The sequence below is a fragment of the Micromonospora matsumotoense genome (assembly GCF_050951065.1).
Lineage (GTDB): Bacteria > Actinomycetota > Actinomycetes > Mycobacteriales > Micromonosporaceae > Micromonospora > Micromonospora matsumotoensis.
In genome coordinates, this window is sequence record NZ_CP192025.1 from 5,605,247 (window position 1) to 5,629,531 (window position 24,285).

The 24,285-nt window shown below is 72.9% G+C and carries 20 protein-coding genes and 1 pseudogene; 16 read left to right on the plus strand and 5 right to left on the minus strand.

Annotated features, from left to right (window positions below; all coding sequences use genetic code 11):
• Positions 1–3 precede the first annotated feature (3 nt).
• Positions 4–1,299, plus strand: a complete 1,296-nt coding sequence (locus ACQP1S_RS23665; protein WP_432899274.1) for a DUF2314 domain-containing protein — start codon at positions 4–6, stop codon at positions 1,297–1,299.
• Positions 1,300–1,455: 156 nt separating this feature from the next.
• On the opposite strand, the gene gcvT is transcribed toward ACQP1S_RS23665, so the two are convergent.
• On the minus strand, positions 1,456–2,586 hold the full coding sequence (gene gcvT / locus ACQP1S_RS23670; RefSeq protein WP_432899277.1) for a glycine cleavage system aminomethyltransferase GcvT: 1,131 nt from the start codon (positions 2,584–2,586) through the stop codon (positions 1,456–1,458).
• Between the two features lie 161 nt (positions 2,587–2,747).
• Between gcvT and ACQP1S_RS23675 the strand changes: the two genes are divergently transcribed.
• Positions 2,748–4,319: a leucyl aminopeptidase gene (locus ACQP1S_RS23675; RefSeq protein ID WP_432899280.1), complete on the plus strand. Its 1,572-nt coding sequence runs from the start codon at positions 2,748–2,750 to the stop codon at positions 4,317–4,319.
• An 86-nt stretch (positions 4,320–4,405) separates the two neighbouring features.
• On the opposite strand, the gene ACQP1S_RS23680 is transcribed toward ACQP1S_RS23675, so the two are convergent.
• A complete protein-coding gene (locus ACQP1S_RS23680) occupies positions 4,406–4,735 on the minus strand; it encodes a hypothetical protein (RefSeq protein WP_091237814.1) in 330 nt (109 codons plus the stop codon).
• A gap of 142 nt (positions 4,736–4,877) precedes the next feature.
• On the opposite strand from ACQP1S_RS23680, the gene lpdA reads away from it, so the two are divergent.
• The 10 genes and pseudogenes from lpdA (at position 4,878) to ACQP1S_RS23730 (ending at position 14,611) form a co-directional block, all read left to right on the plus strand.
• Positions 4,878–6,305 carry a dihydrolipoyl dehydrogenase gene (gene lpdA, locus ACQP1S_RS23685; protein ID WP_432899284.1) on the plus strand — a complete coding sequence of 476 codons (1,428 nt, stop codon included), beginning with the start codon at positions 4,878–4,880 and terminating at the stop codon, positions 6,303–6,305.
• 71 nt (positions 6,306–6,376) lie between these two features.
• On the plus strand, positions 6,377–8,182 hold the full coding sequence (sucB, locus tag ACQP1S_RS23690) for a 2-oxoglutarate dehydrogenase, E2 component, dihydrolipoamide succinyltransferase (protein WP_432899287.1): 1,806 nt from the start codon (positions 6,377–6,379) through the stop codon (positions 8,180–8,182).
• Between the two features lie 94 nt (positions 8,183–8,276).
• Entirely contained in the window at positions 8,277–8,450 is a 174-nt protein-coding gene (locus ACQP1S_RS23695) for a hypothetical protein (protein ID WP_432899290.1), read from the plus strand.
• 77 nt (positions 8,451–8,527) lie between these two features.
• Positions 8,528–9,121, plus strand: coding sequence for a hemerythrin domain-containing protein (locus tag ACQP1S_RS23700; RefSeq protein WP_432899293.1), 594 nt, complete (start codon positions 8,528–8,530; stop codon positions 9,119–9,121).
• Positions 9,122–9,270: 149 nt separating this feature from the next.
• Positions 9,271–10,209, plus strand: coding sequence for an LLM class flavin-dependent oxidoreductase (locus ACQP1S_RS23705; protein ID WP_432899296.1), 939 nt, complete (start codon positions 9,271–9,273; stop codon positions 10,207–10,209).
• 28 nt (positions 10,210–10,237) lie between these two features.
• A pseudogene (locus ACQP1S_RS23710) lies at positions 10,238–10,513 on the plus strand (aldo/keto reductase); the annotation flags it as partial.
• Positions 10,514–10,607: 94 nt separating this feature from the next.
• Positions 10,608–11,507: a TIGR01777 family oxidoreductase gene (locus ACQP1S_RS23715; RefSeq protein WP_091237825.1), complete on the plus strand. Its 900-nt coding sequence runs from the start codon at positions 10,608–10,610 to the stop codon at positions 11,505–11,507.
• Positions 11,508–11,658: 151 nt separating this feature from the next.
• Positions 11,659–13,482 carry a DUF2079 domain-containing protein gene (locus tag ACQP1S_RS23720; protein WP_432899299.1) on the plus strand — a complete coding sequence of 608 codons (1,824 nt, stop codon included), beginning with the start codon at positions 11,659–11,661 and terminating at the stop codon, positions 13,480–13,482.
• Between the two features lie 114 nt (positions 13,483–13,596).
• A complete protein-coding gene (gene lipB / locus ACQP1S_RS23725; protein WP_432908251.1) occupies positions 13,597–14,214 on the plus strand; it encodes a lipoyl(octanoyl) transferase LipB in 618 nt (205 codons plus the stop codon).
• Between the two features lie 4 nt (positions 14,215–14,218).
• Complete coding sequence (locus tag ACQP1S_RS23730) at positions 14,219–14,611, plus strand: VOC family protein (protein WP_432899302.1); 393 nt, start codon at positions 14,219–14,221, stop codon at positions 14,609–14,611.
• A gap of 632 nt (positions 14,612–15,243) precedes the next feature.
• Here the strand turns inward: ACQP1S_RS23730 and aspS are convergent.
• A complete protein-coding gene (gene aspS / locus ACQP1S_RS23735; protein ID WP_432908254.1) occupies positions 15,244–16,530 on the minus strand; it encodes an aspartate--tRNA(Asn) ligase in 1,287 nt (428 codons plus the stop codon).
• 360 nt (positions 16,531–16,890) lie between these two features.
• On the opposite strand from aspS, the gene lipA reads away from it, so the two are divergent.
• The 3 genes from lipA to ACQP1S_RS23750 all read left to right on the plus strand — a co-directional run bounded on the left by lipA (position 16,891) and on the right by ACQP1S_RS23750 (position 20,461).
• The gene (gene lipA, locus ACQP1S_RS23740) at positions 16,891–17,940 is read left to right on the plus strand and encodes a lipoyl synthase (RefSeq protein ID WP_357776820.1); all 1,050 of its coding nucleotides are present in this window, start codon (positions 16,891–16,893) and stop codon (positions 17,938–17,940) included.
• Positions 17,941–18,155: 215 nt separating this feature from the next.
• A complete protein-coding gene (locus ACQP1S_RS23745) occupies positions 18,156–19,682 on the plus strand; it encodes an NAD(P)/FAD-dependent oxidoreductase (protein ID WP_432899306.1) in 1,527 nt (508 codons plus the stop codon).
• An 89-nt stretch (positions 19,683–19,771) separates the two neighbouring features.
• Complete coding sequence (locus tag ACQP1S_RS23750) at positions 19,772–20,461, plus strand: DUF4191 domain-containing protein (RefSeq protein ID WP_091237844.1); 690 nt, start codon at positions 19,772–19,774, stop codon at positions 20,459–20,461.
• A gap of 120 nt (positions 20,462–20,581) precedes the next feature.
• On the opposite strand, the gene ACQP1S_RS23755 is transcribed toward ACQP1S_RS23750, so the two are convergent.
• Positions 20,582–20,989, minus strand: a complete 408-nt coding sequence (locus tag ACQP1S_RS23755; RefSeq protein ID WP_432899309.1) for an RDD family protein — start codon at positions 20,987–20,989, stop codon at positions 20,582–20,584.
• Positions 20,990–21,309: 320 nt separating this feature from the next.
• Between ACQP1S_RS23755 and glnA the strand changes: the two genes are divergently transcribed.
• Positions 21,310–22,734 carry a type I glutamate--ammonia ligase gene (glnA, locus tag ACQP1S_RS23760; RefSeq protein ID WP_091237847.1) on the plus strand — a complete coding sequence of 475 codons (1,425 nt, stop codon included), beginning with the start codon at positions 21,310–21,312 and terminating at the stop codon, positions 22,732–22,734.
• Between the two features lie 15 nt (positions 22,735–22,749).
• On the opposite strand, the gene mptB is transcribed toward glnA, so the two are convergent.
• Entirely contained in the window at positions 22,750–24,249 is a 1,500-nt protein-coding gene (gene mptB / locus ACQP1S_RS23765) for a polyprenol phosphomannose-dependent alpha 1,6 mannosyltransferase MptB (protein WP_432899312.1), read from the minus strand.
• Between the last annotated feature and the right edge of the window lie 36 nt (positions 24,250–24,285).

Sequence of the window (24,285 nt, forward strand, 5' to 3'; positions counted from 1 at the left end):
GACTTGCTCATCACGGACGACTTCCTGCCCGTACCGGTCCCGGAGTCGCTCAGCGCGACCTACCTGGTGCCGATGGCGGGGTTGCCACCGGTGAGCCCGAAGACCGCGGTACGAGCGCTCGCGGGCCGGCTCGCCGACCCGGTCTACGGTCTGGCCACGCAGATGCTGGACAGCCCGCTGATGTCGGTGGACACCCGCTCGATCGACGAGTTCCCGCAACTGCCGCCGGACCTGCTCACCGCGTTCGGTGCCACCGAGGCCCAGTTGGGCCGGCTCGCCGCCGCCAGCCACCTGGTGGTGGTGCAGGCCGAGTACCGGCCGGGCTGGCCACCGGCGCACGAGTGGGCGGCCCGGGCGGTGGCCGCCGCCGTCGCCGAATCCGTCGACGGCGACGTGGTGGACGTGTTCGGGTTGCAGTTCCTCGACCCGGCGACGGCGCTGAAGTCGCTGCCGGACGCGCAGGGCCGGATCCGGCTGGTCGACTGGGTGCTGGTCCCCTATTCCTCGGACACCGAGGGGTTGTGGTTCACCACCAAGGGGCTGCGCCGCTTCGGGCTGTTGGAGTTGCAGACCCAGGGGGTGCCCGACCATCTCACCCGGGCCTGGGGCGCGGTGCTGACCGGTGCCGCCCGTCGACTGCTGCGGGACTGGACCGACGGGCTGGCCGGCGAGGAGGTGCCGGCGTTCGTGCAGCTTCCGGTGCTGGCCACGGTGACCGGGCACGACATCGCGGTCGCGTACGGCAATCCGGAGCAGCACGGGGCGACGGCCCCGGTGCTGCTGCGGCTGGAACTGGACCCGGCCACCGACCCCGAGGCCGACTCGTTCCTCAGCCTGCGTCCCCCGCCCGGTCACCCCGGGCCGGACGGCCGCTACTACGCGGCGGCCTGCGCGACCCTCTTCTCCGGCATCGAACCGGACGTCCGGTACGCCCGCTCGGGCGACGCGATGAGCCGGGCCGTCACCACCGCCCGTGCCGGGCTGGACGACATCCGGGCCCGGTTCCTCGCCGACGGGCTGCCGCCGGAGGCACAGCTGGTGGTCAAGTACGGCCTGGCCGGCGACGACGGCCCCGAGTACGTCTGGGCCGGGGTGAACTCGTGGGACGCCCCGGAGCGGATCGTCGGCGCGAGCGCCAGCGACGCCAACACCGACCCCACCGTCCGGATCGGCTCGCCGGTCGAGGTGGCAGTCACCGAGGTCGTCGACTGGGCGGTCCTCGACGGCACCGGCGTCATCGAGGGCGGTTGGACCCAGGCAGTCCTCGACGCCGGCGAACGCCCCCACCCCACCCACTAACCCCACCCGGCCCGGCCCGGCTCCACCCGGCTCGACTCGGTGATCAAGAGGTTCAGGTCAAAATCCCGGCCTGACATGACGTAAACCTCTTGATCACCGAGGCCGGTCGGGGCGCGGAGGCCAGCCCGGGGCGAGGCCAGAACCGGTGGGGTGGGGTTAGCGGACCGAGGGGGTGACGAAGGGGGGGCGGGTCAGGCGCATCTGGGCGCGGCGGCCCCGGATGTCGACCTCGACGAGGTCGCCGTCGGCGAGTTTCGGGTCGGTGTCCAGCAGGGCCAGGGCGATGCCCTGCTTGCGGGTCGGGCTGAAGGTGCCGCTGGTGATCGTGCCGACCGGGGTGTCGCCGACGTGCACGGTCATCCCGGCGCGCGGGATGGCCCGGTCGACGGCTTCCAGGCCGCGCAGCGTACGGCGGGGGCCGGCGGCCTTCTCGGCGCGCAGCGCGTCGCGGCCCCAGAAGGCCGGCTTGTCCCAGCCCACCGCCCAGCCGGAACGCCCCTGCACGGGGGTGATGTCCAGGGAGAGGTCCTGCCCGTGCAGCGGGTAGCCCATCTCGGTACGCAGGGTGTCGCGGGCTCCCAGCCCGCAGGCGCGCAGCTCGACCTGCGCTCCGGCGGCGAAGAGCGCATCCCAGACGGCGACGGCGTGTTCGGCCGGCACGACCAGCTCGTAGCCCAGCTCACCGGTGTAACCGGTACGGCAGACGGTCAGCTCGGCACCGGCCAGCGTCGCCGGGGAGAAGCTCATGTAGTCGTGCCCGGTGGGCAGGGCCAGCGCGTCGAGCAGTGCGACCGAGCGGGGGCCCTGCACGGCCAGCACCGCGTACCGGTCGTGCTCGTCGGTGACCTCGACGTCGGCCGGGGCGGCGGCGCGCAGCCGGCGTACCACCTCGGCGGTGTTGGCCGCGTTGGGGATGAGGAAGACGTGGTCGTCGGCGTACCGGTAGGCGATGATGTCGTCGACAACCCCGCCGGTGGTGTCGTCGCAGCAGAGCGTGTACTGCGCCTTCCCCGCCCCGATCCGGTCCAGGTCGTTGGTCAGGCAGGAGTTGACGAACCGCGCCGCGCCGGGGCCGGTGACCCGCGCCTTGCCCAGGTGTGAGACGTCGAAGACCCCGACCGCCGTCCGGACCGCCGCGTGTTCCTTGAGGACGCCGCCGCCGGCGTACTCCAGGGGCATCTCCCAGCCCCCGAAGGGGGCGAACTTGGCACCGAGCGCGGTGTGCCGCGCGTGCAGCGGGGAACGACGCAGCCGGGTCGCGGCGGCGTCGGAGGTCACGTCCGTCATGGGTGGCAACTTACCGGTGGGTGCGCCGCTGGTTAGCATCGGCGGGACCCGTCGGCACATCGGCGGGACGCACCCGCGCTCCGGCGGGTAGGTTGCCGCCGGAGACCATCACCGCCGGTACGCGACGACGCGGCCGGCCCGGCCCGCCCGGAGTAGCTTCAGTGACATCGTCCAGCACCACCCTCAGCCTGGTCGACACCGACCCCGCCGAGCTCGCGGTCGACGCGATCGTGATCGGCGTACACAGTCAGACCACCGGCCCGGACGCCACGAGCGGTCCCGCCGGCACCCTGCTGCTGGCCGACGGCGCGGAGAGCATCGCCGCCGCCTTCGACGGCAAGCTGACCGCGACGCTGGCCCTGCTCGGCGCGACCGGCGGCCCGGGCGAGGTGATCAAGCTGGCCACGCTGGGCACCGTCACCGCCCCGCTGGTCCTGGCGGTCGGGCTGGGTCCGGAGCCGACCGGGGCCGCCCCCGCCCCGGAGACCCTGCGCCGGGCCACCGGCGCGGCGGTCCGGGCGCTGGCCGGGGCGCCGCGGGTGGCGCTGAGCCTGCCGCTGCCCGACAACGCCGAGGCCCCGGCCGTGCTGCGCGCGGTCGCCGAGGGCGCGCTGCTCGGCGGCTACCGGTTCGCCGGCTACAAGACCACGCCGCAGCCGTCCCGGCGGGAGCCGGTGGCCGAGGTGCTGATCGCCGTGCCGGACGCCGCCGACGCGACCGCCCGGGCCGAGATCGACCGGGCCACCGCGGTGGCCGGTGCGGTGCGGATCAGCCGGGACTGGGTCAACACCGCGCCGAACGAGCTGCGTCCGCCGGCCTTCGCCGACGCCGTCGCCACCGCCGCCCGGGCCGCCGGGCTCGACGTCGAGGTGCTCGACGAGCAGGAGCTGCGGGCCGGCGGGTACGGCGGCATCACCGCCGTCGGGCAGGGCTCGGAGGCCCCGCCGCGCCTGGTCAAGCTGACCTGGACCCCGGTGGGCGAGACCAACGGCAAGCGGGTGGCGCTGGTCGGCAAGGGCATCACCTTCGACACCGGCGGCATCTCGATCAAGCCGGCGCAGGGCATGTGGGAGATGAAGTCCGACATGGCCGGCGCGGCGGCCGTCGGCGCGGCGATGCTGGCGATCGCCGCGCTCAAGCCGCCCGTGACGGTGACCGGTTACCTGCCGATGGCCGAGAACATGCCGTCGGGCACCAGCTACCGGCCGGGTGACGTGGTCACCATGTTCAACGGCAAGCGGGTCGAGGTGCTCAACACCGACGCCGAGGGCCGGATGATCCTCGGCGACGCGATGGCCCGCGCCTGCGCCGACGGGACCGACTACCTGTTCGAGACCTCCACCCTCACCGGCGGCCAGGTGATCGCGCTGGGCAAGCGGATCGCCGGGGTGATGGGCACCCCCGAGCTGTGCGAGCGGGTGAAGGTGGCCGGCGACGCGGTCGGCGAGCCGGCCTGGCCGATGCCGCTGCCGGACGACGTCCGCAAGGGTATGGACTCGGACGTGGCGGACATCTCGCAGGTCAACGCGGGCATGGACCGGGCCGGTCACATGCTGCAGGGCGGCGTGTTCCTGCGCGAGTTCGTCACCGACGAGGTCGCCTGGGCGCACATCGACATCGCCGGTCCCGGTTACCACTCGGGTGAGCCGACCGGCTACTGGACCAAGGGCGGCACCGGGGTGCCGGTGCGTACCCTGCTGCAGCTGGTCGAGGACGTCGCCGCCAACGGCTGACGGATTCGCGACACACGGATTCGCGACACCACGACGGGACGTCCACGGGCGTCCCGTCCGCGTTTCCCGGGTCGACCCGCGCGCGCTCAGAACAGCTCGGGCCGACGCTTGCGGCGTTCGTTGTAGTCGCGCATGCGCTGCGGGTAGCCCATCAGCCGGACGTCGTAGATCGGGATGCCCAGGGCGTGCGCGAAGCGGCGGGCGCCGTCCGGGCCGTCGATGCGTCGCCGGGTCCACTCGCCGTCGTCGGCGATCATGATGACGGTGGTGTCGGTCATCGTGGTCCGGGGTTCGACGAACGCCTCGACACCCCGGCGGGTCCGGACGAAGTTGGCCAGATGATCCAGGTCGGCCCGGTCGGCCGGCCGGTCACGGTTGGCCGCGGTCGGCGGTTTGCGTCGCCGGAACAGCGCCACCGGGCGTCTCCTCTCCCCCGTCCGTCGTCGAGGACGGTGCCAAGAGTACGTGTCGGTGACGTGTCGTTGGGCACCTCGGTACGCGCTGCGGACGGGCAAGTGACAAGATGACCGAGGTGGGGTCTGCCCGTGCCGCCCCGCCGTGACCCCCCGATGCAGCGAAGCGACCAGGGAGTTGGACGTGAGCGAGCCGAACGACGCAACCTTCGACATCGTCATTCTCGGAGGTGGCAGCGGCGGCTACGCGGCGGCGCTGCGTGCCGCCCAGCTTGACCTCTCCGTCGCGCTGATCGAGAAGGGCAAGCTCGGCGGCACCTGCCTGCACAACGGCTGCATCCCGACCAAGGCGCTGCTGCACGCGGCCGAGATCGCCGACCAGACCCGCGAGTCGGCGCAGTTCGGCGTCAAGGCCGAGCTGGTCGGCATCGACATGGCCGGGGTCAACTCGTACAAGGACGGGGTGGTCTCCCGGCTGTACAAGGGCCTCCAGGGGCTGGTCGGCGGCAGCAAGAACATCACCTTCGTGGCGGGTGCCGGCAAGCTGGTCGGCAAGAACGTCGTCGAGGTGGACGGCAAGCGCTACACCGGCCGCAACCTGATCCTGGCCTCCGGCTCGTACGCGAAGAGCCTGCCCGGCCTGGAGGTCGACGGCGAGCGGATCATCACCAGCGACCACGCGCTGACCCTGGACCGGGTCCCGGCGTCGGTGATCGTGCTGGGTGGCGGCGTGATCGGCGTCGAGTTCGCCAGCGTGTGGAGGTCCTTCGGGGTGGACGTGACCATCGTCGAGGCGCTGCCCCGGCTGGTGGCCGCCGAGGACGAGGAGTCGTCGAAGGCGCTGGAGCGGGCGTTCCGCAAGCGGAAGATCAACTTCAAGGTCGGCAAGCCCTTCGAGAAGGTCGAGAAGACCGAGAAGGGCGTCAAGCTGACCATCTCCGGTGGCGAGACCGTCGAGGCCGAGCTGCTGCTGGTCGCCGTCGGCCGGGGCCCGAACACCGCCGACCTCGGCTACGCCGAGCAGGGCGTCAAGCTCGACCGCGGCTACGTGCTGACCGACGAGCGGCTGCGCACCGGGGTGCCGAACGTCTACGCGGTCGGCGACATCGTGCCCGGCCTCCAGCTGGCCCACCGCGGCTTCGCCCAGGGCATCTTCGTCGCCGAGGAGATCGCCGGCCTGAACCCGGCCGTGATCGACGAGGTCGGCATCCCACGGGTCACCTACTCCGACCCCGAGCTGGCGTCGGTGGGCCTGACCGAGGCGAAGGCCAAGGAGCAGTACGGCGACAAGGTCAAGACCTACAACTACAACCTGGGCGGCAACGGCAAGAGCCAGATCCTCAAGACCGCCGGCTTCGTGAAGCTGGTACGGGTCGAGGACGGCCCGGTGGTCGGCGTACACATGGTGGGTGCCCGGGTCGGTGAGCTGATCGGCGAGGCGCAGCTCATCTACAACTGGGAGGCCTACCCGGCGGAGGTGGCGCAGCTCGTGCACGCCCACCCGACCCAGAACGAGGCCCTGGGCGAGGCACACCTGGCCCTGGCCGGCAAGCCGCTGCACGCGCACGCCTGACCCACACTCATTCCGCGACGCCGGCGGCAAGCGGGCGAGGATCGCACCAGGCCACGAAGGAGTTTCATAACATGCCGGTATCGGTCACCATGCCTCGGCTCGGCGAGAGCGTCACCGAGGGCACCGTCACCCGCTGGCTCAAGCAGGAGGGCGAGACCGTCGAGGTCGACGAGCCGCTGCTGGAGGTCTCCACCGACAAGGTCGACACCGAGATCCCGTCCCCCGCGGCGGGGGTGCTGAGCCGGATCGTGGTCGCCGAGGACGAGACCGCCGAGGTGGGCAGCGAGCTGGCCGTCATCTCCGGCGAGGGCGAGTCGGCCGGCTCGGACGCCGCGCCGGACGACGAGGCCGCCGAGCCGGAGCAGGCCGAGCCGGCCGCCGAGGGCACCGGCCCGGAGCCCGAGCCGGAGCAGCCGAAGGCGCAGGCCGCTCCGGCGTCCTCGGGCGAGGGCACCCCGGTGAAGATGCCGGCCCTGGGCGAGAGCGTCACCGAGGGCACCGTCACCCGCTGGCTCAAGCAGGTCGGCGAGACCGTCGAGGTCGACGAGCCGCTGCTGGAGGTCTCCACCGACAAGGTCGACACCGAGATCCCGTCGCCGGTCGCCGGCACCGTCCTGGAGATCAAGGTCCCCGAGGACGAGACCGCCGCGGTCGGCGCGGACCTGGCGATCATCGGTACGGCGGACGCCGCCCCGGCCGAGTCGGCACCGGAGCCGGAGCCCGCCCCGAAGGCGGAGGCCAAGCCCGCGCCGAAGGCCGAGCCGAAGCCGGAGCCCAAGGTCGCCGAGCCGACCCCGGGTGCGGGATACAACGAGCCGGCCGCCGAGGCCGAGTCGGCGGCCCAGCCGGCGAAGGCGGAGCAGACCGCCCAGCCGGCCGCTCCCACCGCCACGCCGGCCCGGTCGTCGGCCCCCGCCCAGGGCGGCGGCGAGGAGGCCGCCGGTTACGTGACCCCGCTGGTCCGCAAGCTGGCCGGCGAGCACGGCGTCGACCTGGCGTCGGTCAACGGCACCGGGGTCGGTGGCCGGATCCGCAAGCAGGACGTGCTGGAGGCGGCGGAGAAGGCGAAGGCGGCCAAGGCCGCCCCGGCCCCCACCCCGCAGCCGGCCGCGGCGGCCCCGGCGAAGCCGGCGGCCAAGGCGCAGCCGAGCGCCAAGCGCGGCAGCACCGAGAAGCTGCCCCGGATCCGGGCGACCATCGCCAAGCGGATGCAGCAGTCGCTGCACGAGATGGCGCAGTTGACCACGGTGATCGAGGTGGACGTCACCCGGATCGCCAAGCTGCGCACCCAGGCCAAGGAGCCGTTCCAGCAGCGGCACGGCGTGAAGCTGTCGTTCCTGCCGTTCTTCGCCCTGGCGGCCATCGAGGCGTTGCAGACGTACCCGATCGTCAACGCGAGCATGGATCTCGACGCGGGCACGATCACCTACCCCGACGCCGAGCACCTGGGCATCGCGGTGGACACCGAGCGCGGCCTGATGGTGCCGGTCATCCACGGTGCCGGTGACCTCAACCTGGGCGGCATCGCCAAGCGGATCGCCGACCTGGCCGAGCGCACCCGGACCAACAAGATCAGCCCGGACGAGATCGCCGGGGCGACCTTCACGCTGACCAACACCGGCAGCCGGGGCGCGCTCTTCGACACCCCGATCGTGCCGTCGCCGCAGTCGGCGATGCTCGGCACCGGTGCCGTGGTGAAGCGTCCGGTCGTGGTGAACGACCCGGACCTGGGTGAGGTCGTCGCGGTCCGTTCGATGGTCTACCTGGCCCTGTCCTACGACCACCGGCTGATCGACGGCGCCGACGCGGCCCGTTTCCTGGTCGCGGTCAAGGAGCGGCTGGAGGGCGGCAACTTCGAGGCCGAGTTGGGCCTGTAACACCCGCGTTCGACGAAGGCGCCCCGGTCATCGACCGGGGCGCCTTCGTCGTCACCGCGCCCGCGTCGGGTTGATCGTGGTGGGGGTGGTGACCATGGGTGGCTCCCGGCAGGCCCTGCGCCGGGTCGTGCACGCCGAGCGGATCGACCACGAGGCGCACGGGGCCGCCTGGCGGGCCCGCTGGCACGAGGAGACCCCCGATCAGCGGCCGGACGGCGCGCCTGGTGCGACGCCGTCGGGGCCGGACAGCGCGCCGGGTACGTCCTAGAATCGGTGCCAGCGTCGCGGTGTACCCGGCAAGGAGACCGCCGAGGGCATGGAGGCGCGGGACAGCATGGGACACATGTGCACCCCGATTTCACCCCGGCCGACCGCCTGACCGCGCTCGGCCACCAACTGGTAGAGATCCATCTCTGGCTGCTCGACCAGCTCGACCAGATCCGGGCCGCCCTCGACGTCGAGCCACCCGCCGGCACGGGCCGGCCCGTCGACGACGGGCCGTCGGCCGACCCGGGTCGACGCGCTGCCGGTCCCGATGACGAACGGTCGTCCGCCGGCGGCCGGCTGCGCAACCTGCGTACCCACTGTCTCAGCTTCTGTGCGGCGCTGACCCGGCACCACACCGGCGAGGACGCCGGGGCGTTCCGGGTGCTCGCCGACGAGGCACCCGAGCTGCGGCCGGTGCTCGACAAGCTCAGCCGGGACCACCGCATGGTCGACTGGATCGTGCGGCGGATCGAGGCGCTGGTCGCCGACCCACCGGCCGACGACCCGGCGGCCCTGGACCGGGTACGCGTCGAGCTGAACGGCCTCTCCGCCATCCTCGAATCGCACTTCCGCTACGAGGAGCGCACCCTGACCGCCGCGCTCGACACGCTCGGCGACCGGGCCGGCGGGACCGAGGAACTGCTCGGCGTGGCCCCACCACCGGACTGGTGAGCCCGTGTTGATGGCGACCAGGTCGTGCAGTACCGGGCCCGGCGGAAACACGGGTGGACGGCACGACCGGGAGCGCGTGCGATTCTCCGGTTGGCAGAATCCGGGCGTACGGGATGGCCGGGACGGCCCGCGACGGCAAAGCTGGCCCGGTGACCGTCTTCTCGCTCCAGGCCACCCCGACCGACGCGGCGAGCTGGCTCGACCTCGCCCGCCGGGTCGAGGCCGCCGGCTTCGACGCCCTGCTCGCCGCCGACCATCCGGGTGACGTGACGTCGCCGTTCGTCGCGCTCGCCGCCGCCGCCGCGGTGACCACCACGATCGGCCTCGGCTCGTACGTGTCGAACCTGGGTGTGCGGGAACCGATCCTGCTCGCCGCCGACGTGGCCACCCTCGACCTGGTCTCCGGCGGGCGGGCCCGGCTCGGCGTCGGGGCCGGCCACACCCCCGCCGAGTGGGCCGCCGTCGGCCGGGTACGTCCCGACGTGGCCGGCCGGGTACGCCGCTGCGTGGCCGTCGCCGAGGCGGTCCGCGCCCTGCTCGACGGTTCCCCGGTGACGGTCGACTCCCCCGACCTGGTCGCCCGGGAAGCCCGGCTGACCTCGCCCCGGCCGGTGCAGGAGCACATCCCGTTGACCATGGGCACCGCCAACTCGACGCTGCTGCGCTGGGCCGGCGCGCACGCCGACGTGGTCGGGTTGACCGGTTTCGGGCGTACCCTCGCTGACGGTCACCGGCACGAGGCGCGCTGGCGGACCGACCAGATCGAGGCGCAGCTCGCGCACGTGGCGGCCGGCGCGGCCGGCCGGGACACACCGCCCGCCCTGGAGGCCCTGGTGCAGACGGTGGCGGTCACCGACGACGCCGAGGCCGCCGCCGCCGAGCAGGCCGGTCGGCTCGGTCTGTCCGTCGCCGAACTGCTGGCCACTCCGTTCGTGTTGATCGGCACGGTGGACGAGATCGTCGCGGCGGTCGCGGCCCACCGGCGTCGCTGGGGCGTCACCCGCTTCGTGGTACGCCGGGACGCCCTCGCACCGCTCCTCCCGGTCCTGGCCCGCCTGCCCGGCACCTCATCAGTGCGGGCCGAGTGAGTCCCCAGCCGGGCGGTCAGCGGGCCGGGGCCGGCCGGCCCGCCCCGAGTGGTCGGCTCGGGTGGAGGCGGTCCGGGCGGCGTTGACCTCCGACGGCCGTACCCTCGCCCAGGGGGCGCTGGGCTGGCTGCTGGCCCGCAGCCCCCGGACGGTGCCGATCCCCGGGTGCCGGACGGTGGCGCAGGCCCGGGAGAATTTCGCCACCCTCGCCCTCGGCCCACTGCCGACGGAGGCGTTCACCGAGGTGGAGCGGCTTCTCGCCGACCTGCGTCCGGTCCCCGCCGGCGACGCCGGGCACCGGTAGTCCCGCGCCACGGGCCGGCCCGGTCGTGCTCCGTTCGCCGGGCCGGCCGGCGGTCGGCGCATCCGATCGGGCCCGCGTACCCGAAGATGGGGGTATGCGGATCCTCATGGCCGGCGTGTCCGGCTTCCTCGGCACCCGGCTGGTCGATCGGCTCACCGGCGACGGGCACCAGGTCACCCGGCTGGTCCGGCGGTCGCCGCGGAACCCCGACGAACAGCGGTGGGACCCGGCCGCCGGGCAGCTCGACCCGGCCGTGGTGGCCGGGGCCGAGGCGGTGGTCAACCTGGCCGGGGCCGGGGTCGGCGACAAGCGGTGGACCGACGACTACCGCCGGGTGATCCGGTCCAGCCGGGTGGACAGCACCACCACGCTGGCCGTCACCATCGCCGGGTTGCCGGCGGCCGACCGGCCCCGGGTGCTGCTGAACTCCTCGGCGGTCGGCTGGTACGGCAACACCGGCGACCGGGTCGTCGAGGAGGACGCCCCGGCGGGCGAGGGGTTCCTCGCCGACGTGTGCCGGGTCTGGGAGGCGGCGACCCGGCCGGCCGAGGATGCCGGGGTACGGGTGGTGCGGCTGCGGACCGGTCTGCCGTTGCACCGTGACGGCGGGTTGCTCAAACCACAACTGTTGCCGTTCAAGCTGGGCATCGCCGGCAAACTGGGCAGCGGACGGCAGTGGCTGCCGTGGATCTCGCTACGGGACTGGCTGGACGCCACGGTGTTCCTGCTGACCGCCGAGGAGATCGCCGGGCCGGTCAACGTCGTCGGCCCGCACCCGGTCACCAATGCCGAGTTCACCCGGGAGCTGGCCCGCCAACTGCACCGCCCGGCGATCGTCCCGATTCCCGCGCTCGCCCTGAAGGTCGCCCTGGGCGGCTTTGCCCAGGAGGCGCTGACCAGCACCCGGGTCCTGCCCGGTGTCCTCACCCGGGCTGACTTCCCCTGGACCCACCCCGCTCTCCCCGCCGCCCTGCACGCCGCCCTGACCGAGTGAGGGCGATCAGCGGCCGGCCTGCGGGGTAGCCACTGGTCGCCGCCCACGCATCCAGCACCGACGATGTGACGGTCCGCCGGTCCGATTCCCGCCCGGCGTCGAGTTGCGGGTCCACCCGGTCGGTCCAGTTCCGGTTGGTAACGTCCGCTCCGTGCCGTCTTCCCCCACCCTGGCCGCCGACCAGCCGCCCACCGCCGCGCCGGACACCGGCCGGGGACGGCGGGCCGACCTGATCGTGGTGATCGTCGCGGTGGTGCTGGCGGTCTGGGTGACCAGCGGCCTGTGGCGCGACCCGAACCAGCGGGCCATCACCGTGAACTCCAGCGACCAGGCGCTCTTCGAGTGGCTGCTCGCCTTCGGCGGGCACGCGGTCACCCATGGGGAGAATCCGCTCTTCACCCACCTGCTCAACGTGCCGGACGGGGTGAACCTCGCCGTCAACACCTCGATCACCGTGTACGCGGTGGTCTTCGCGCCGCTGACGTACCTGATCGGGCCACCGGCGACGTTCCTGGTGATCCTCACCCTCAACCTGGCCGCCACCGCGCTGGCCTGGTATTGGCTGCTCTCCCGGCGTCTGGTCGGCAGCCGGCTCGCGGCGGGGGTCGGGGCGCTGTTCATCGCCTTCTCCCCCGGCATGGTCTCGCACGCCAACGCCCACCTGAACTGGACCGCCGGTTGGCTGGTGCCGCTGCTGGTGGCGGCGGTGTTCGCGCTGCGCCGCCCCGGGCGCTGGTGGCGGGGCGGGCTGGTGCTCGGCGTGCTGGTCGCGGTGGCCTTCTCGATCGCCGCCGAGGGGCTGTTCTTCACCGCCCTGGCGGTCGCCGTCTTCCTCGGCGTCTGGGCGGTGCACCCGGCCCGCCGGGCCCAGGCCCGCGCCGCACTGCCGGACTTCCTGCGCGGGCTGGCGGTGACCGCGCTGGTCGCCGGGGTGCTGCTGGCGTATCCGCTGTGGCTGCACTTCGCCGGGCCGCAGCGGTTCCACGGCACCGGCTTCGACCCGGTCATCCACGCCGAGGACATCGCCGCGTTCGGCGCGTACCCGAGCCGGTCGCTGGCCGGGGCGGCCGGGCTGGACACCTCGCTGGCGCCCAACCCGACCGAGGAGAACAGCTTCTTCGGGCTGCCGCTGCTGCTGCTCACCGTGGCCTGCTTCGGGCTGCTGTGGCGACGGGCCAGCCCCGGCCGGCGGGCCACGCTGACCGCGCTCGGGGTGACCGCCGTGGTCTTCGCGGTGCTCTCCTGGGGGCCGCTGGCGAAGTGGAACGGGCGGCGCACCGGCCAACTGCTGCCCTTCGGGGTGCTGGACAACCTGCCGGTGGTCAACGCCGCCCTGCCGTCCCGGCTGGCCCTGGTGGTCGCCCCGGTGATCGGGGTGCTGCTGGCGTACACGGTCGACCGGTTGCGGGCGACGCCGCCGGGCCGGACGGCGGCCTGGGCGTGGGGGGTGGGTTTCGTCGTGGCGTTGCTGCCGCTGCTGCCCACCCCGCTGTTGACCAGCGTCCGCCCGCCGGTGCCGGCGTTCGTCACCGCCGGCACCTGGCGGCAGTACGTCTCACCGGGCGGCGTGCTCACCCCGATCCCGCTGACCCTGGACGTCACGCCCGACGGCCAGCGCTGGCAGGCGTACGCCCTGGCCCATCGGCAGGGTGAGTTCCGGCTGCCCGCCGGGTTCTTCCTCGGACCCGGCGGTCCCGACGGGCGGGGTCGGATCGGCCCGCCGCCGCGCACCTTCGACACCCTGATGGACCAGGCCGGCCGCACCGGGTTGGTGCCGATCGTCACCGAGGGCAGCATCCGCCTCTCCCGGGCCGACCTGCGCTACTGGGGGGTCGAGGCGGTCGTCCTCCCCGACGAGGTGCACGGGGCCAAGTACGACCTCGACGAGGACGCCCTGCGCCGCACCGCCACCGCGCTGCTCGGCGAGCCCCGCCGGGTGGACGACGTCTGGCTCTGGACCGTCCCCGCCTCCTGACCCGTCCCCGCCCTCCTGGCCGGTCCCACCCTCCTGGCCGACGCGACGAGGCTCACGGGTCGGGTCAGGTGCGGGCGGGGCTAGGGTGGTGGGGTGAGCGTGACGACTTCCGGGATGACCACCGTCCGGGCCGGTGTGGTCGACTATCCGGCCGCATGGGACGAGCAACGACGGCTGCACGCGGAGGTGGTGGCCGGTGAGCGTGGCGACACCGTGCTGCTGCTGGAGCACCCGAGCGTCTACACCGCCGGCAAGCGCACCGAGCCGTGGGACCGGCCGATGGACGGGACCCCCGTGGTCGACGTCGACCGGGGCGGCAAGATCACCTGGCACGGGCCGGGGCAGCTCGTAGGCTACCCGATCGTCCGACTGCCCGACCCGGTGGACGTGGTCGCCTACGTCCGCCGCACCGAGCAACTGCTGATCGACGTCTGCGCCGAGTTCGGGCTGACCGCCGGCCGGGTCGAGGGGCGCAGCGGGGTCTGGGTGCCCGATGACGACCGGGGCCCGGCCCGCAAGGTGGCCGCCATCGGCATCCGGGTCGCCCGCGGGGTCACCCAGCACGGCTTCTCGATCAACTGCGACTGCGACCTGTCGTACTATGACCGGATCGTGCCCTGCGGCATCGCCGATGCCGGCACCACGTCGCTCACCGCCGAACTGGGCCGCCCGGTCCCGGTGGCCGACGTCCTCCCGGTGGTGGAGCGGCACCTGCCCACCCTGCTCGGCTGAGCCGGTGCGGATCGACCTCGTCACCCTCGTCGTCGCCGACTACGACCCGGCCATCGCGTTCTTCACCGGGATTCTCGGCTTCGAACTGGTCGAGGACGAGCCCTCGCTGACCAACGACGGTCGCCCGAAGCGATGGGTGGTGGTCCGCCCGCCCGGCGCGCAGACCGGCATCCTGCTGGCCCGCGCCGACGGCGAGCGGCAGGAGGCGACGGTCGGCGACCAGGTGGCCGGCCGGGTCGGCTTCTTCCTTCAGGTGGACGATTTCGACACCGTCCACAGGCGGTTGGTCGAGGCCGGCGTGGAGTTCGTGAAGCCGCCGCGCACCGAGCCGTACGGTCGGGTGGCGGTGTTCCGGGACATCGCCGGCAACCGCTGGGACCTGCTCGGCACGGCCTGACCCCGCTGGCCCTGTTGCCCCGTCGAGCCGTCGCAGATCCACCGCGACCGGCATCCGCCAGGCTGCTGCCCCCTCGCCCCCCACTCGCACACCCGCAGACGCCCCGGTCAGGCCGCTCGCCTGACCGGGGCGTCTGCGGGTGTGAGGTTCGTTCTCGAACGGTCGGCGCAGACATTCTCCGCCGCAACCCCACCTCTCAGTCCACTACGCAGCGTCAAGACCCCGCCGGTTGCCACCTACCTCTCTCACCCACTTTGCTCTGCTGCCCCGAACGCACCAAACACGAAAAGTGACCGTCGCGTCGATGGCAGCAGAGCAAAGTGCGGATGGGTAGGTAAGCGGGGTGGGAGGCGGGGGCAGCAAAACTCCTGTTCAGCGAGGTGCGGGCAGAATCCAGAAAAGAAGACGCGCTACCCTCACCCCGCACCGATCACGGAGAGCAACGAGAGGTGGCATTTGCGGCACCATTACCCAGAGTGCAGGCCCACCACGCCCCGAACCGGCACGCCCCGACCCACCACGGCCCAACCCACCACGGCTCGAACCGGCACGGCCCAACCCACCACGGCTCGCACCGGCACGGCCCGACCCGGCACGGCCCGACTCAACCGGTCGCGCGGGTGCTCGGCGACTCAGGGGGTCAGCCGGTGCAGGTCGCGCGGGAAGGCGGTCACCTCCCGGACGTTGGCCGCACCGACCAGCCGGGCCACGAACCGCTCCAGGCCGATCGCGAAGCCGCCGTGCGGTGGCATCCCGTGCCGGAAGGCGTCGACGTACCCGGCGTAGGGCTCGACCGGCTCGCCGCGGGCCGCCAGCGCCGCCAGGTAGTCCGCGTGGCGGTGCAGCCGCTGCCCGCCGGTGACCAGCTCCAGCCCGCGAAAGAGCAGGTCGAAACCGTTGGAGTACGCGGGCCGGGCCGGGTCGGGATGGGTGTAGAACGGCCGCTTCGCCATCGGGTACCCGGTGACGAAAAGGAAGTCCGAGCCGTGGGCGGTGCGGGCCCACTCCCCCAGCGTCCGCTCGTGGGCGGGGGCCAGGTCCGGCTCGTCGGGGGGCGCGCCGGCGATCCGCAGCGCCTCGGTGAAGTGCACGGCCGGGATCTCGACCGGCACCTCGGGCAGGATCAGGCCCAGGGTCGCCACCGCGTCGCCGGCCCGCCGGGCCACCTCGGCGAGCATCCCGGCGAGGGTGTCCCGCAGCACCACCATCACGTCCCGGTGGTCGACGACGAAGCCCAGCTCGACGTCGAGTGAGGTGTACTGGGCCAGGTGCCGGACGGTGTCGTGCGGTTCGGCCCGGAACACCGGCCCCACCTCGTAGACCCGCTCGAACACCCCCACCATCAGCTGCTTGTAGAACTGCGGTGACTGGGCCAGGTAGGCGGGTCGACCGAACCAGTCGAGGGTGAAGACGTTCGCCCCGCTCTCGGTGGACGTGGCGACCACCTTCGGGGTGTGCACCTCCACGAAGTCGCGGGCGTCCAGGGCGGCCCGGAAGCCGGCCACCGCCGCCGCCGAGATCCGCAGGGCGGCCGAGCGGGTCGGGTGCCGCAGCGCCACCGACGCGTGGTCGAGCTGGGTGGGCAGGGCCGCGGTGAGCGCCGGCCGGTACAGGTCGAACGGGGGCGGCACGGCGGGCGGGCCGAGTGGTCGTACCGTCGGGCCGGTCAGCTCGACCCCGGCGGGCGCGGTGCCGTTCGCGGTGACCGTGCCGACCACCTCGACCACGGTCTCCTCGGGCAGGGCCGTCACGTCGGCCCGGACGGCCGGGTCGGCCACCACCACCTGGGTCAGGCCGGCGGCGTCCCGGACGATCAGGAAGGCCACCGACTTCAGCAGTCGGCGGCGGTGCACCCAACCGGCGATCCGCACGGTCTCGCCGACACGGGTGGGCAGGTGGGAGGACAGGATGCGTTGCACGGCGGTTACCTCCTCGATCAATCGCAACGCGATCCCCGGGAGGTGTGGGCGAGCGGGAACCTCGCGGTGCCACCACACCTTCGCCCCCGCCACGGCGGGGGCCTCATTCGTCGCCTTTTCACCGGGGCCAGCCGGGCGGGCTCTACTGGGCACGCGGACGCGCCGTTCTTCCCGCGGCTCGGGAGGGTCTTCGCGCCCCGGCGTCAGACCGCCTTCCAGCAAACCGGCGGCTCTCTGCACTGGCGGATCGGGGCGGTACTCGGCTCCGTCACAGCTCTGCCGGGCACGCTAGCACCCGCCCCGGCAGCGTGTAACGGGCTTTTCCGGCCCTCCGGTGTCCGGTGTCACAAGACCGGTGACGTGACGCCGGTCGCCCGACGTGCATCGATCGCCGCCGTCGGGCGTAGGCTCGGTTTTGTGACGATCGAGCACTCCGCGCCGACGACCCAGCAGGCAGCGCGCTCCGCGACGGTCGCCCCCGAGGGGCGACGGATGCTGCGGATCGAGGCGCGCAACGCCGAGACGCCGATCGAGCGCAAACCGCCGTGGATCAAGGTCAAGGCCAAGATGGGGCCGGAGTACACCGAGCTGCGCGGGCTGGTCTCCCGCGAGGGGCTGCACACCGTCTGCCAGGAGGCCGGCTGCCCCAACATCTACGAGTGCTGGGAGGACCGCGAGGCCACCTTCCTCATCGGCGGCGACCAGTGCACCCGACGCTGTGACTTCTGCCAGATCGACACCGGCAAGCCGGCCGAGTTCGACGCCGACGAGCCCCGCCGGGTCGCCGAGTCGGTCGCGACGATGGGCCTGCGGTACGCCACCATCACCGGCGTGGCGCGGGACGACCTGCCCGACGGCGGCGCGTGGTTGTACGCCGAGACCGTCCGGCAGATCCACGCGTTGCGTTCCGGCTGCGGCGTCGAGCTGCTGATCCCCGACTTCAACGCGGTCCCCGAGCAGCTCGCCGAGGTGTTCGGCGCCCGGCCGGAGGTGCTGGCGCACAACGTCGAGACGGTGCCACGGATCTTCAAGCGGATCCGCCCGGCGTTCCGCTACGAGCGCTCGCTCGACGTGATCCGGCAGGCCCGCGCCGACGGCCTGGTCACCAAGAGCAATCTGATCCTGGGCATGGGCGAGGAGCGGGCCGAGGTCTCCCAGGCGCTGCGCGACCTGCACGAGGCCGGCTGCGAGCTGATCACCATCACCCAGTACCTCCGCCCCACCCCCCGGCACCACCCGGTGACCCGGTGGGTCAAGCCGGAGGAGTTCGTCGAGCTGCGCGCGGAGGCCGAGGAGATCGGCTTCGCCGGGGTGATGAGCGGGCCGCTGGTGCGCTCGTCGTACCGGGCGGGGCGGCTCTACCAGCAGGCCCTGACGGCCCGTCAGGACACGTCGGTCACCGTCGGCTGACCCGGGACGCCACCGGGGTACGCCCGCACGAGGGCGCCGGCCACGGCAACGACCGCCGGGCATTCGAGAGTGTCGATCTTCCCAGACCTCGACTGCCCCCGCAAGGGGGTGACGGCCGCAGCTCGGCGTCGATTCGACGGTGCTCCCCGAGCAGGGCGAGATCGTGTTAGATTCCGCCAGCCCCGACCCCTAACTCATCGATGGTGGTGTCTTTGATGGCGCAGCCGCACACGGTTGTCATCGGCGCCGGCCCCGCCGGACTCACCGCCGCGTACGAGTTGACCCGACGGCACGCCCCCGTCGAGGTGGTCGAGGCCGACGACGTGGTCGGCGGGATCAGCCGCACCGTGGAGCGGGAGGGCTGGCGGTTCGACATCGGCGGGCACCGGTTCTTCACGAAGGTGTCCCGGGTCGAGGCGTTCTGGCACGAGCTGCTCTCCGACGACGACTTCCTGCTGCGCCCCCGGATGAGCCGCATCCACTACCAGGGGCGGCTGTTCGACTACCCCCTGCGGGCCGGCAACGCGCTGCGCAACCTGGGCGTGTGGGAGGCGTGCCGCTGTGTCGGGTCGTACCTGTGGGCGCGGGTGCGCCCGCCGGCCGACCAGAGCCACTTCGAGGGCTGGGTGTCGGCCCGGTTCGGGGCCCGGCTGTACCGGATGTTCTTCAAGACGTACACCGAGAAGGTCTGGGGCATTCCCGCGACGGAGCTGCAGGCGGACTGGGCGGCCCAGCGGATCCGCAACCTCTCCCTCGGCGCGGCGATCCGCGGCGCGCTGCTGCCCCAGCGGGGCGGCACCGAGGTGACCAGCCTGATCGAGGAGTTCCGCTATCCGCGACTCGGCCCGGGGATGATGTGGGAGCGCTGCGCCGAGCTGGTGGTCAAGGCCGGTGGGACGGTCGAGCTGGAGACGCCGGTACGCACCGTGCACCGCGAGGACGGTCGGGCGGTCGCGGTGACCGTCGCCGGCCCGACCGGCGAGCGGCGGATCGCCGCCGACCATGTGGTCTCCACCATGCCGATCTCGGCCCTGGTCCGGGCGATGGACCCGCCCGCGCCGCAGGCGGTCCGCGAGGCGGCCGACGCGCTGCGGCACCGGGATTTCCTGACCGTGGCGCTGGTGGTGCCGACCGAGGCCGGTTTCCCCGACAACTGGATCTATGTGCACACCCCCGGGGTGCAGGTCGGGCGGATCCAGAACTACGGCGCCTGGTCGCCGGAGATGGTCCGCGACGGCGGCACCTGCCTCGGCCTGGAGTACTTCGTCAACGAGGGTGACGAACTGTGGTCGACCCCCGACCCGGAGCTGGTCTCCTTCGGCACCGCCGAGTTGGAGCGGCTCGGCCTGGTCCGCCCCGACTCGGTCACCACCGGCTACGTGGTGCGGATGCCGAAGGCCTACCCGGTCTACGACGAGGGCTACGCCGAGGCCGTCGAGGTGATCCGCCGCTGGCTGGCCGAGGCGGTGCCGAACGTGCACCCGGTGGGTCGCAACGGCATGCACCGGTACAACAACCAGGACCACTCCATGCTCACCGCGATGCTGGCCGCCGAGAACATCCTGGACGGCGCCGACCACGACGTCTGGTCGGTCAACGTCGAGGAGGACTACCACGAGGAGGGCGGCAGCGACGGCGCCGGCCACAGCGGCACGGGTCAGAGCGGCACCGGCCGCGCCGCCCCGGTCATGCCGCGCCCCCGCACCGCGCCGCCGGCCGGGGACCGTTCGCCCACCGGCTGACCACCGTCGGCACCGGTCGGGACCGCACCTGCCCGCCGGCCACCGGCCGGGGATCATCCGTCCTGGCGGGGACCACTAGACTCGGCGGCATGGCAAAGCCCCAGGAGAAGGTCTCGTTCGGCCAGCGGCTGAAGCAGATCGGGATGGTGTTCCAGTTCACCGCCAAGCAGGACCGGTGGTTCGCGCCGCTGGCCGCCGGGGCGGTGCTGATCCCGCTCGCGCTCACCGTGGTCGCGGTGATCCTCTGGGGCTGGCTCTGGCTGCCGATCGGCATCCTGTTCGCCCTGCTCGCCGTGCTGATCGTGCTCAACCTGCGGTCCAACAAGGCGATGATGAACGCGGCCGAGGGGCAGCCCGGCGCGGCGGCGCAGATCATGGAGAGCATGCGCGGCGACTGGCGGGTCACCCCGGCGGTCAGCTCCACCACCCAGATGGACATGGTGCACCTGGTGATCGGCCGGCCCGGCGTGATCCTGCTGGCCGAGGGGCACCCGCAGCGGGTCCGGGGCCTGCTGGGCCAGGAGAAGCGCCGGCTGGCCAAGGTGATCGGCTCCGCGCCGTTGCACGACTACGTGATCGGCCAGGGCGAGGGTGAACTGCCGATCCGCAAGCTGCGGATGACCCTGATGCGGCTGCCGCGCACCCTGAACGGCAAGGACGTCAACTCGCTCGACAAGCGGCTCAAGGCGCTCACCGCTCGCCCGCAGATGCCCAAGGGCGCGATCCCGAAGAACATGCGGCCCCCGGGCCGCGCGTTCCGCCAGACGCGGGGCCGCTGACCCTTCCCTGGTACGCCGGGAGCCGGGCCCGTCCGTCGGGCCCGGCTCGCACCGCGTCCGGGGCCGGATCACCGCCGCGACGCCCGGGTCAACGGTCCGGCCAGGGCGGGGCGGGGCTGGTCAGCGGGCGGGGCGCGGTGCGTCGGCGATGACCGCGCCGGTGAGCCGGTCGTGCAGGCCACGGCGTTGCTCGTCCATGATCAGGGGCGGCACGACCATGGCCAGCAGCAGGCCGCGCAGGAGCGCCCGGGGGATCCCGATCCGCCCGCCGTCGGACCAGTCGAGGCAGCGCAGCCGGGTGATCCACATGCCGGGGGTCTGGGCGAAGAGGCCGAGGAAGAGGCCGTACTCGACGATGAGCACCGCCACCGGGGCCCAGCCGTCGCGGACCGGGTCGGCGAAGAAGTTCGACACCAGCAGGCAGAGCACCCAGTCGATCACCAGGGCGCCGAACCGTCGACCGAGGCTCGGCGGGAGGAAGGCGGGATCGGTGGCGGGCGGCACCGGTGCCGCAGGCGGACTCGTCACGGTGGTCAAGGGTAGTCAGCACCGGCCCGGCGGCGGTCAGGGGCGGTCACCGGGTGCCGCTGCCGCCCGATCGGCCGGTCACCAGGTGGACAGGCAGGGTATTCCTGCAGTCTATGCAAATTCGGTCTAATCACTACGAATGGCAGCACAGCGCCGCACCCGGTATCGTCCGAACGGACAACCCGGCGGGTACTGAGCGGCGCAGATGACGCTCCGCGAGCGGCGTAACACGGCAGAAACATTGGAGACACGGGCGAGCAACCCCACGGTCATAGCGTCGCCAGAGCCCAGCCACCGGAGTGGACGTGCCAGGAGGACGTGTGTTTGCCAATCCCGAGGAACTCCTGCGATACCTCAAGAACGAGGACGTAAAGTTCGTCGACGTACGTTTTTGTGACCTGCCCGGCGTGATGCAGCACTTCAATCTGCCGGTGGAGTCCTTCGACGACAGCGTCTTCACCGACGGTCTCGCGTTCGACGGTTCGTCGATCCGCGGTTTCCAGGCGATCCACGAGTCGGACATGCTCCTGCTCCCGGACGTCGCGACCGCCTTCATCGACCCGTTCCGCACCCAGAAGACCCTCGCGCTGAACTTCTTCATCCACGACCCGTTCACCCGGGAGGCATACTCCCGGGACCCGCGCAACGTGGCCAAGAAGGCCGAGGCATACCTCGCCGCCAGCGGCATCGCCGACACCGCGTACTTCGGTGCCGAGGCCGAGTTCTACATCTTCGACTCGATCCGCCACGAGACCTCCGCGCACCAGTCGTTCTACTACATCGACTCGGTCGAGGGCGCGTGGAACACCGGACGTGAGGAGGTCGGCGGCAACCGCGGCTACAAGACCGCGTACAAGGGCGGCTACTTCCCGGTGCCGCCGGTGGACCACTACGCCGACCTGCGCGACTCGATCGTGCGTCGCCTGGTCGACGGCGGTTTCAGCGTGGAGCGCTCGCACCACGAGGTCGGCACCGCCGGCCAGTCGGAGATCAACTACCGGTTCTCCACCCTGCTGCACGCCGGTGACCAGCTCCAGCTCTTCAAGTACATCGTGAAGAACGAGGCCTGGGCCAACGGCAAGACGGCCACCTTCATGCCGAAGCCGCTCTTCGGCGACAACGGCTCCGGCATGCACACCCACCAGAGCCTCTGGCTCAACGGCGAGCCGCTGTTCTACGACGAGACCGGCTACGCCGGCCTGTCGGACATGGCCCGCTGGTACATCGGTGGCCTGCTGCACCACGCCCCGTCGCTGCTGGCGTTCACCAACCCGACGGTCAACTCGTACCGTCGGCTGGTGCCCGGCTACGAGGCCCCGGTCAACCTGGTCTACTCGCAGCGCAACCGGTCCGCCTGCACCCGCATCCCGGTCACCGGCAGCAACGCCAAGGCCAAGCGGGTCGAGTTCCGGGTGCCGGACCCGTCCAGCAACCCGTACCTCGCCTTCTCGGCGATGATGATGGCCGGCCTGGACGGCATCAAGAGCAAGATGGAGCCGCCGGCCCCGATCGACAAGGACCTCTACGACCTCCCGCCGGAGGAGTGGGGCGACGTCAAGCAGGTGCCGGGCTCGCTGCCCGAGGTGCTCGACGCCCTGGAGGCCGACCACGACTACCTGCTCGACGGTGGCGTCTTCACGCCCGACCTGATCTCCACCTGGGTCGGCTGGAAGCGGGCCAACGAGGTCGACCCGGTGCGTCTGCGCCCGACCCCGCACGAGTTCGCGATGTACTTCGACTGCTGAGGCTCCCCTCGACGGTCACGTTCCACCGGCCGGGCCGGCTCCGCTTCCGCGGGGCCGGCCCGTTCCGTTGCGCCGGCTCCGCGCCGCGCCCACCAGTACCGCCACCACCAGGGCGGTCATCAGGATCGCGCCGGGCGCCTTGCTGTACCGGGCGACCGTGGTGCCGTCCGGCAGGGTGAGGAAGGCCGCCACCGCCGCAGGCAGCACGAACCAGGTCGTCCGGGTCGCCGACACCGCGAGCAGCAGCAGCGGCCAGGTCACGTACCACGGGTGCAGGACCGGGGCGAGCAGCACCGTCGCGGCCAGCGCCGTGCCCGCCGCCAGCAGGGTGACCCGGGGCCGGGCCGCCGCCAGCCGGTGCACCCGCTGCCGGACGTCGTTGAGCCGGCGCAGCGCCGTCCACGCCCGCCACCAGAGCACCGCCAGCAGCACCGCCAGCACCAGCAGGCCCACCGCCCGGGTCACCGGCACCGCGCCCGGGTGCCGTCCGGCCAGCCTGCCGACGTAGTCGACCACGAAACCGACCGCCGTCGGCGCCGACGTCCACTGCTCCGAGTCACCGCTGCGGGCCAGCCCGTTCAGCCAGCCCAACCCCAGCCCGGACAGCGCCGAGGCGGCCGCCAGGGTGACCAGGACCGCCCCGGCCAGCCGACCGCCGTCGCGCAGCAGGGCCCGGAGGGTGTAGCGGCCGTGCACCGCCGCCAACGCCGCGAAGGGCAGCACCACCACCGCGGTCGCCTTCACCGCCACCGCCAACCCGAACAGCACCCCGGCCGCGAGCAGCGCCCCCGTCCGCCCGGACGACCGCACCAGCACCAGCAGGCCCAGCAGGAGCAGGCCGAGCATCACCGCGTCGTTGTGCGCGCCGGCCACCAGGTGCACCCCGACCAGCGGGGAGGCCAACCCCAGCCAGGCAGCCCGGCGGGTGGGCACCCCGGCGGCGCGGGCCAGGCCGGGCAGGCAGAGCGCTGCCAGCAGCACCCCGACCACGGCGTACAGCCGCAGCACGGCCAGGGTGCCGACCAGGGTGCCGCCGAGCACGGCGGCCAGCGCGGCCAGCAGCACGAAGACCGGGCCGTACGGGGCCGGGGTGTCCCGCCAGATCGAGGCCACCGAGTCGACCCACGGGCAGCCGGCCGCCGCCACCCCCACCCGGTACGGGTCGTGCCCTGCCGCGTAGGACCAGCCCTGGCAGGCGTACGAGTAGACGTCCCGGCTGGCCAGCGGCGGGGTGGCCAACAGCGGCAGCGCCCACAGCCCGGCGGTGACGTACGCCCACCGGGTCGATGGCGCGCCGGCGCGCAGCGCCCACCAGGCACCCACCATCAGCGCCGTCCCGGCCAGCCAGCACAGGATCGCGGCGGGACCGTGCGGCGCGCGCCACGGGCCGGTCGGCGGCACCTCGGACAGCACCCCGCCCTGCCAGCCGGCCACGGCGAGCAGCACCGCTCCAATCAACCCGACATGGCGCGCCGAACGGGCCCGCCCCTCGGTCGGCACGCCCGGTCCGGTCACCGGCCATCTCTCCTCAGTCGGCGGTCGAATCGGCGG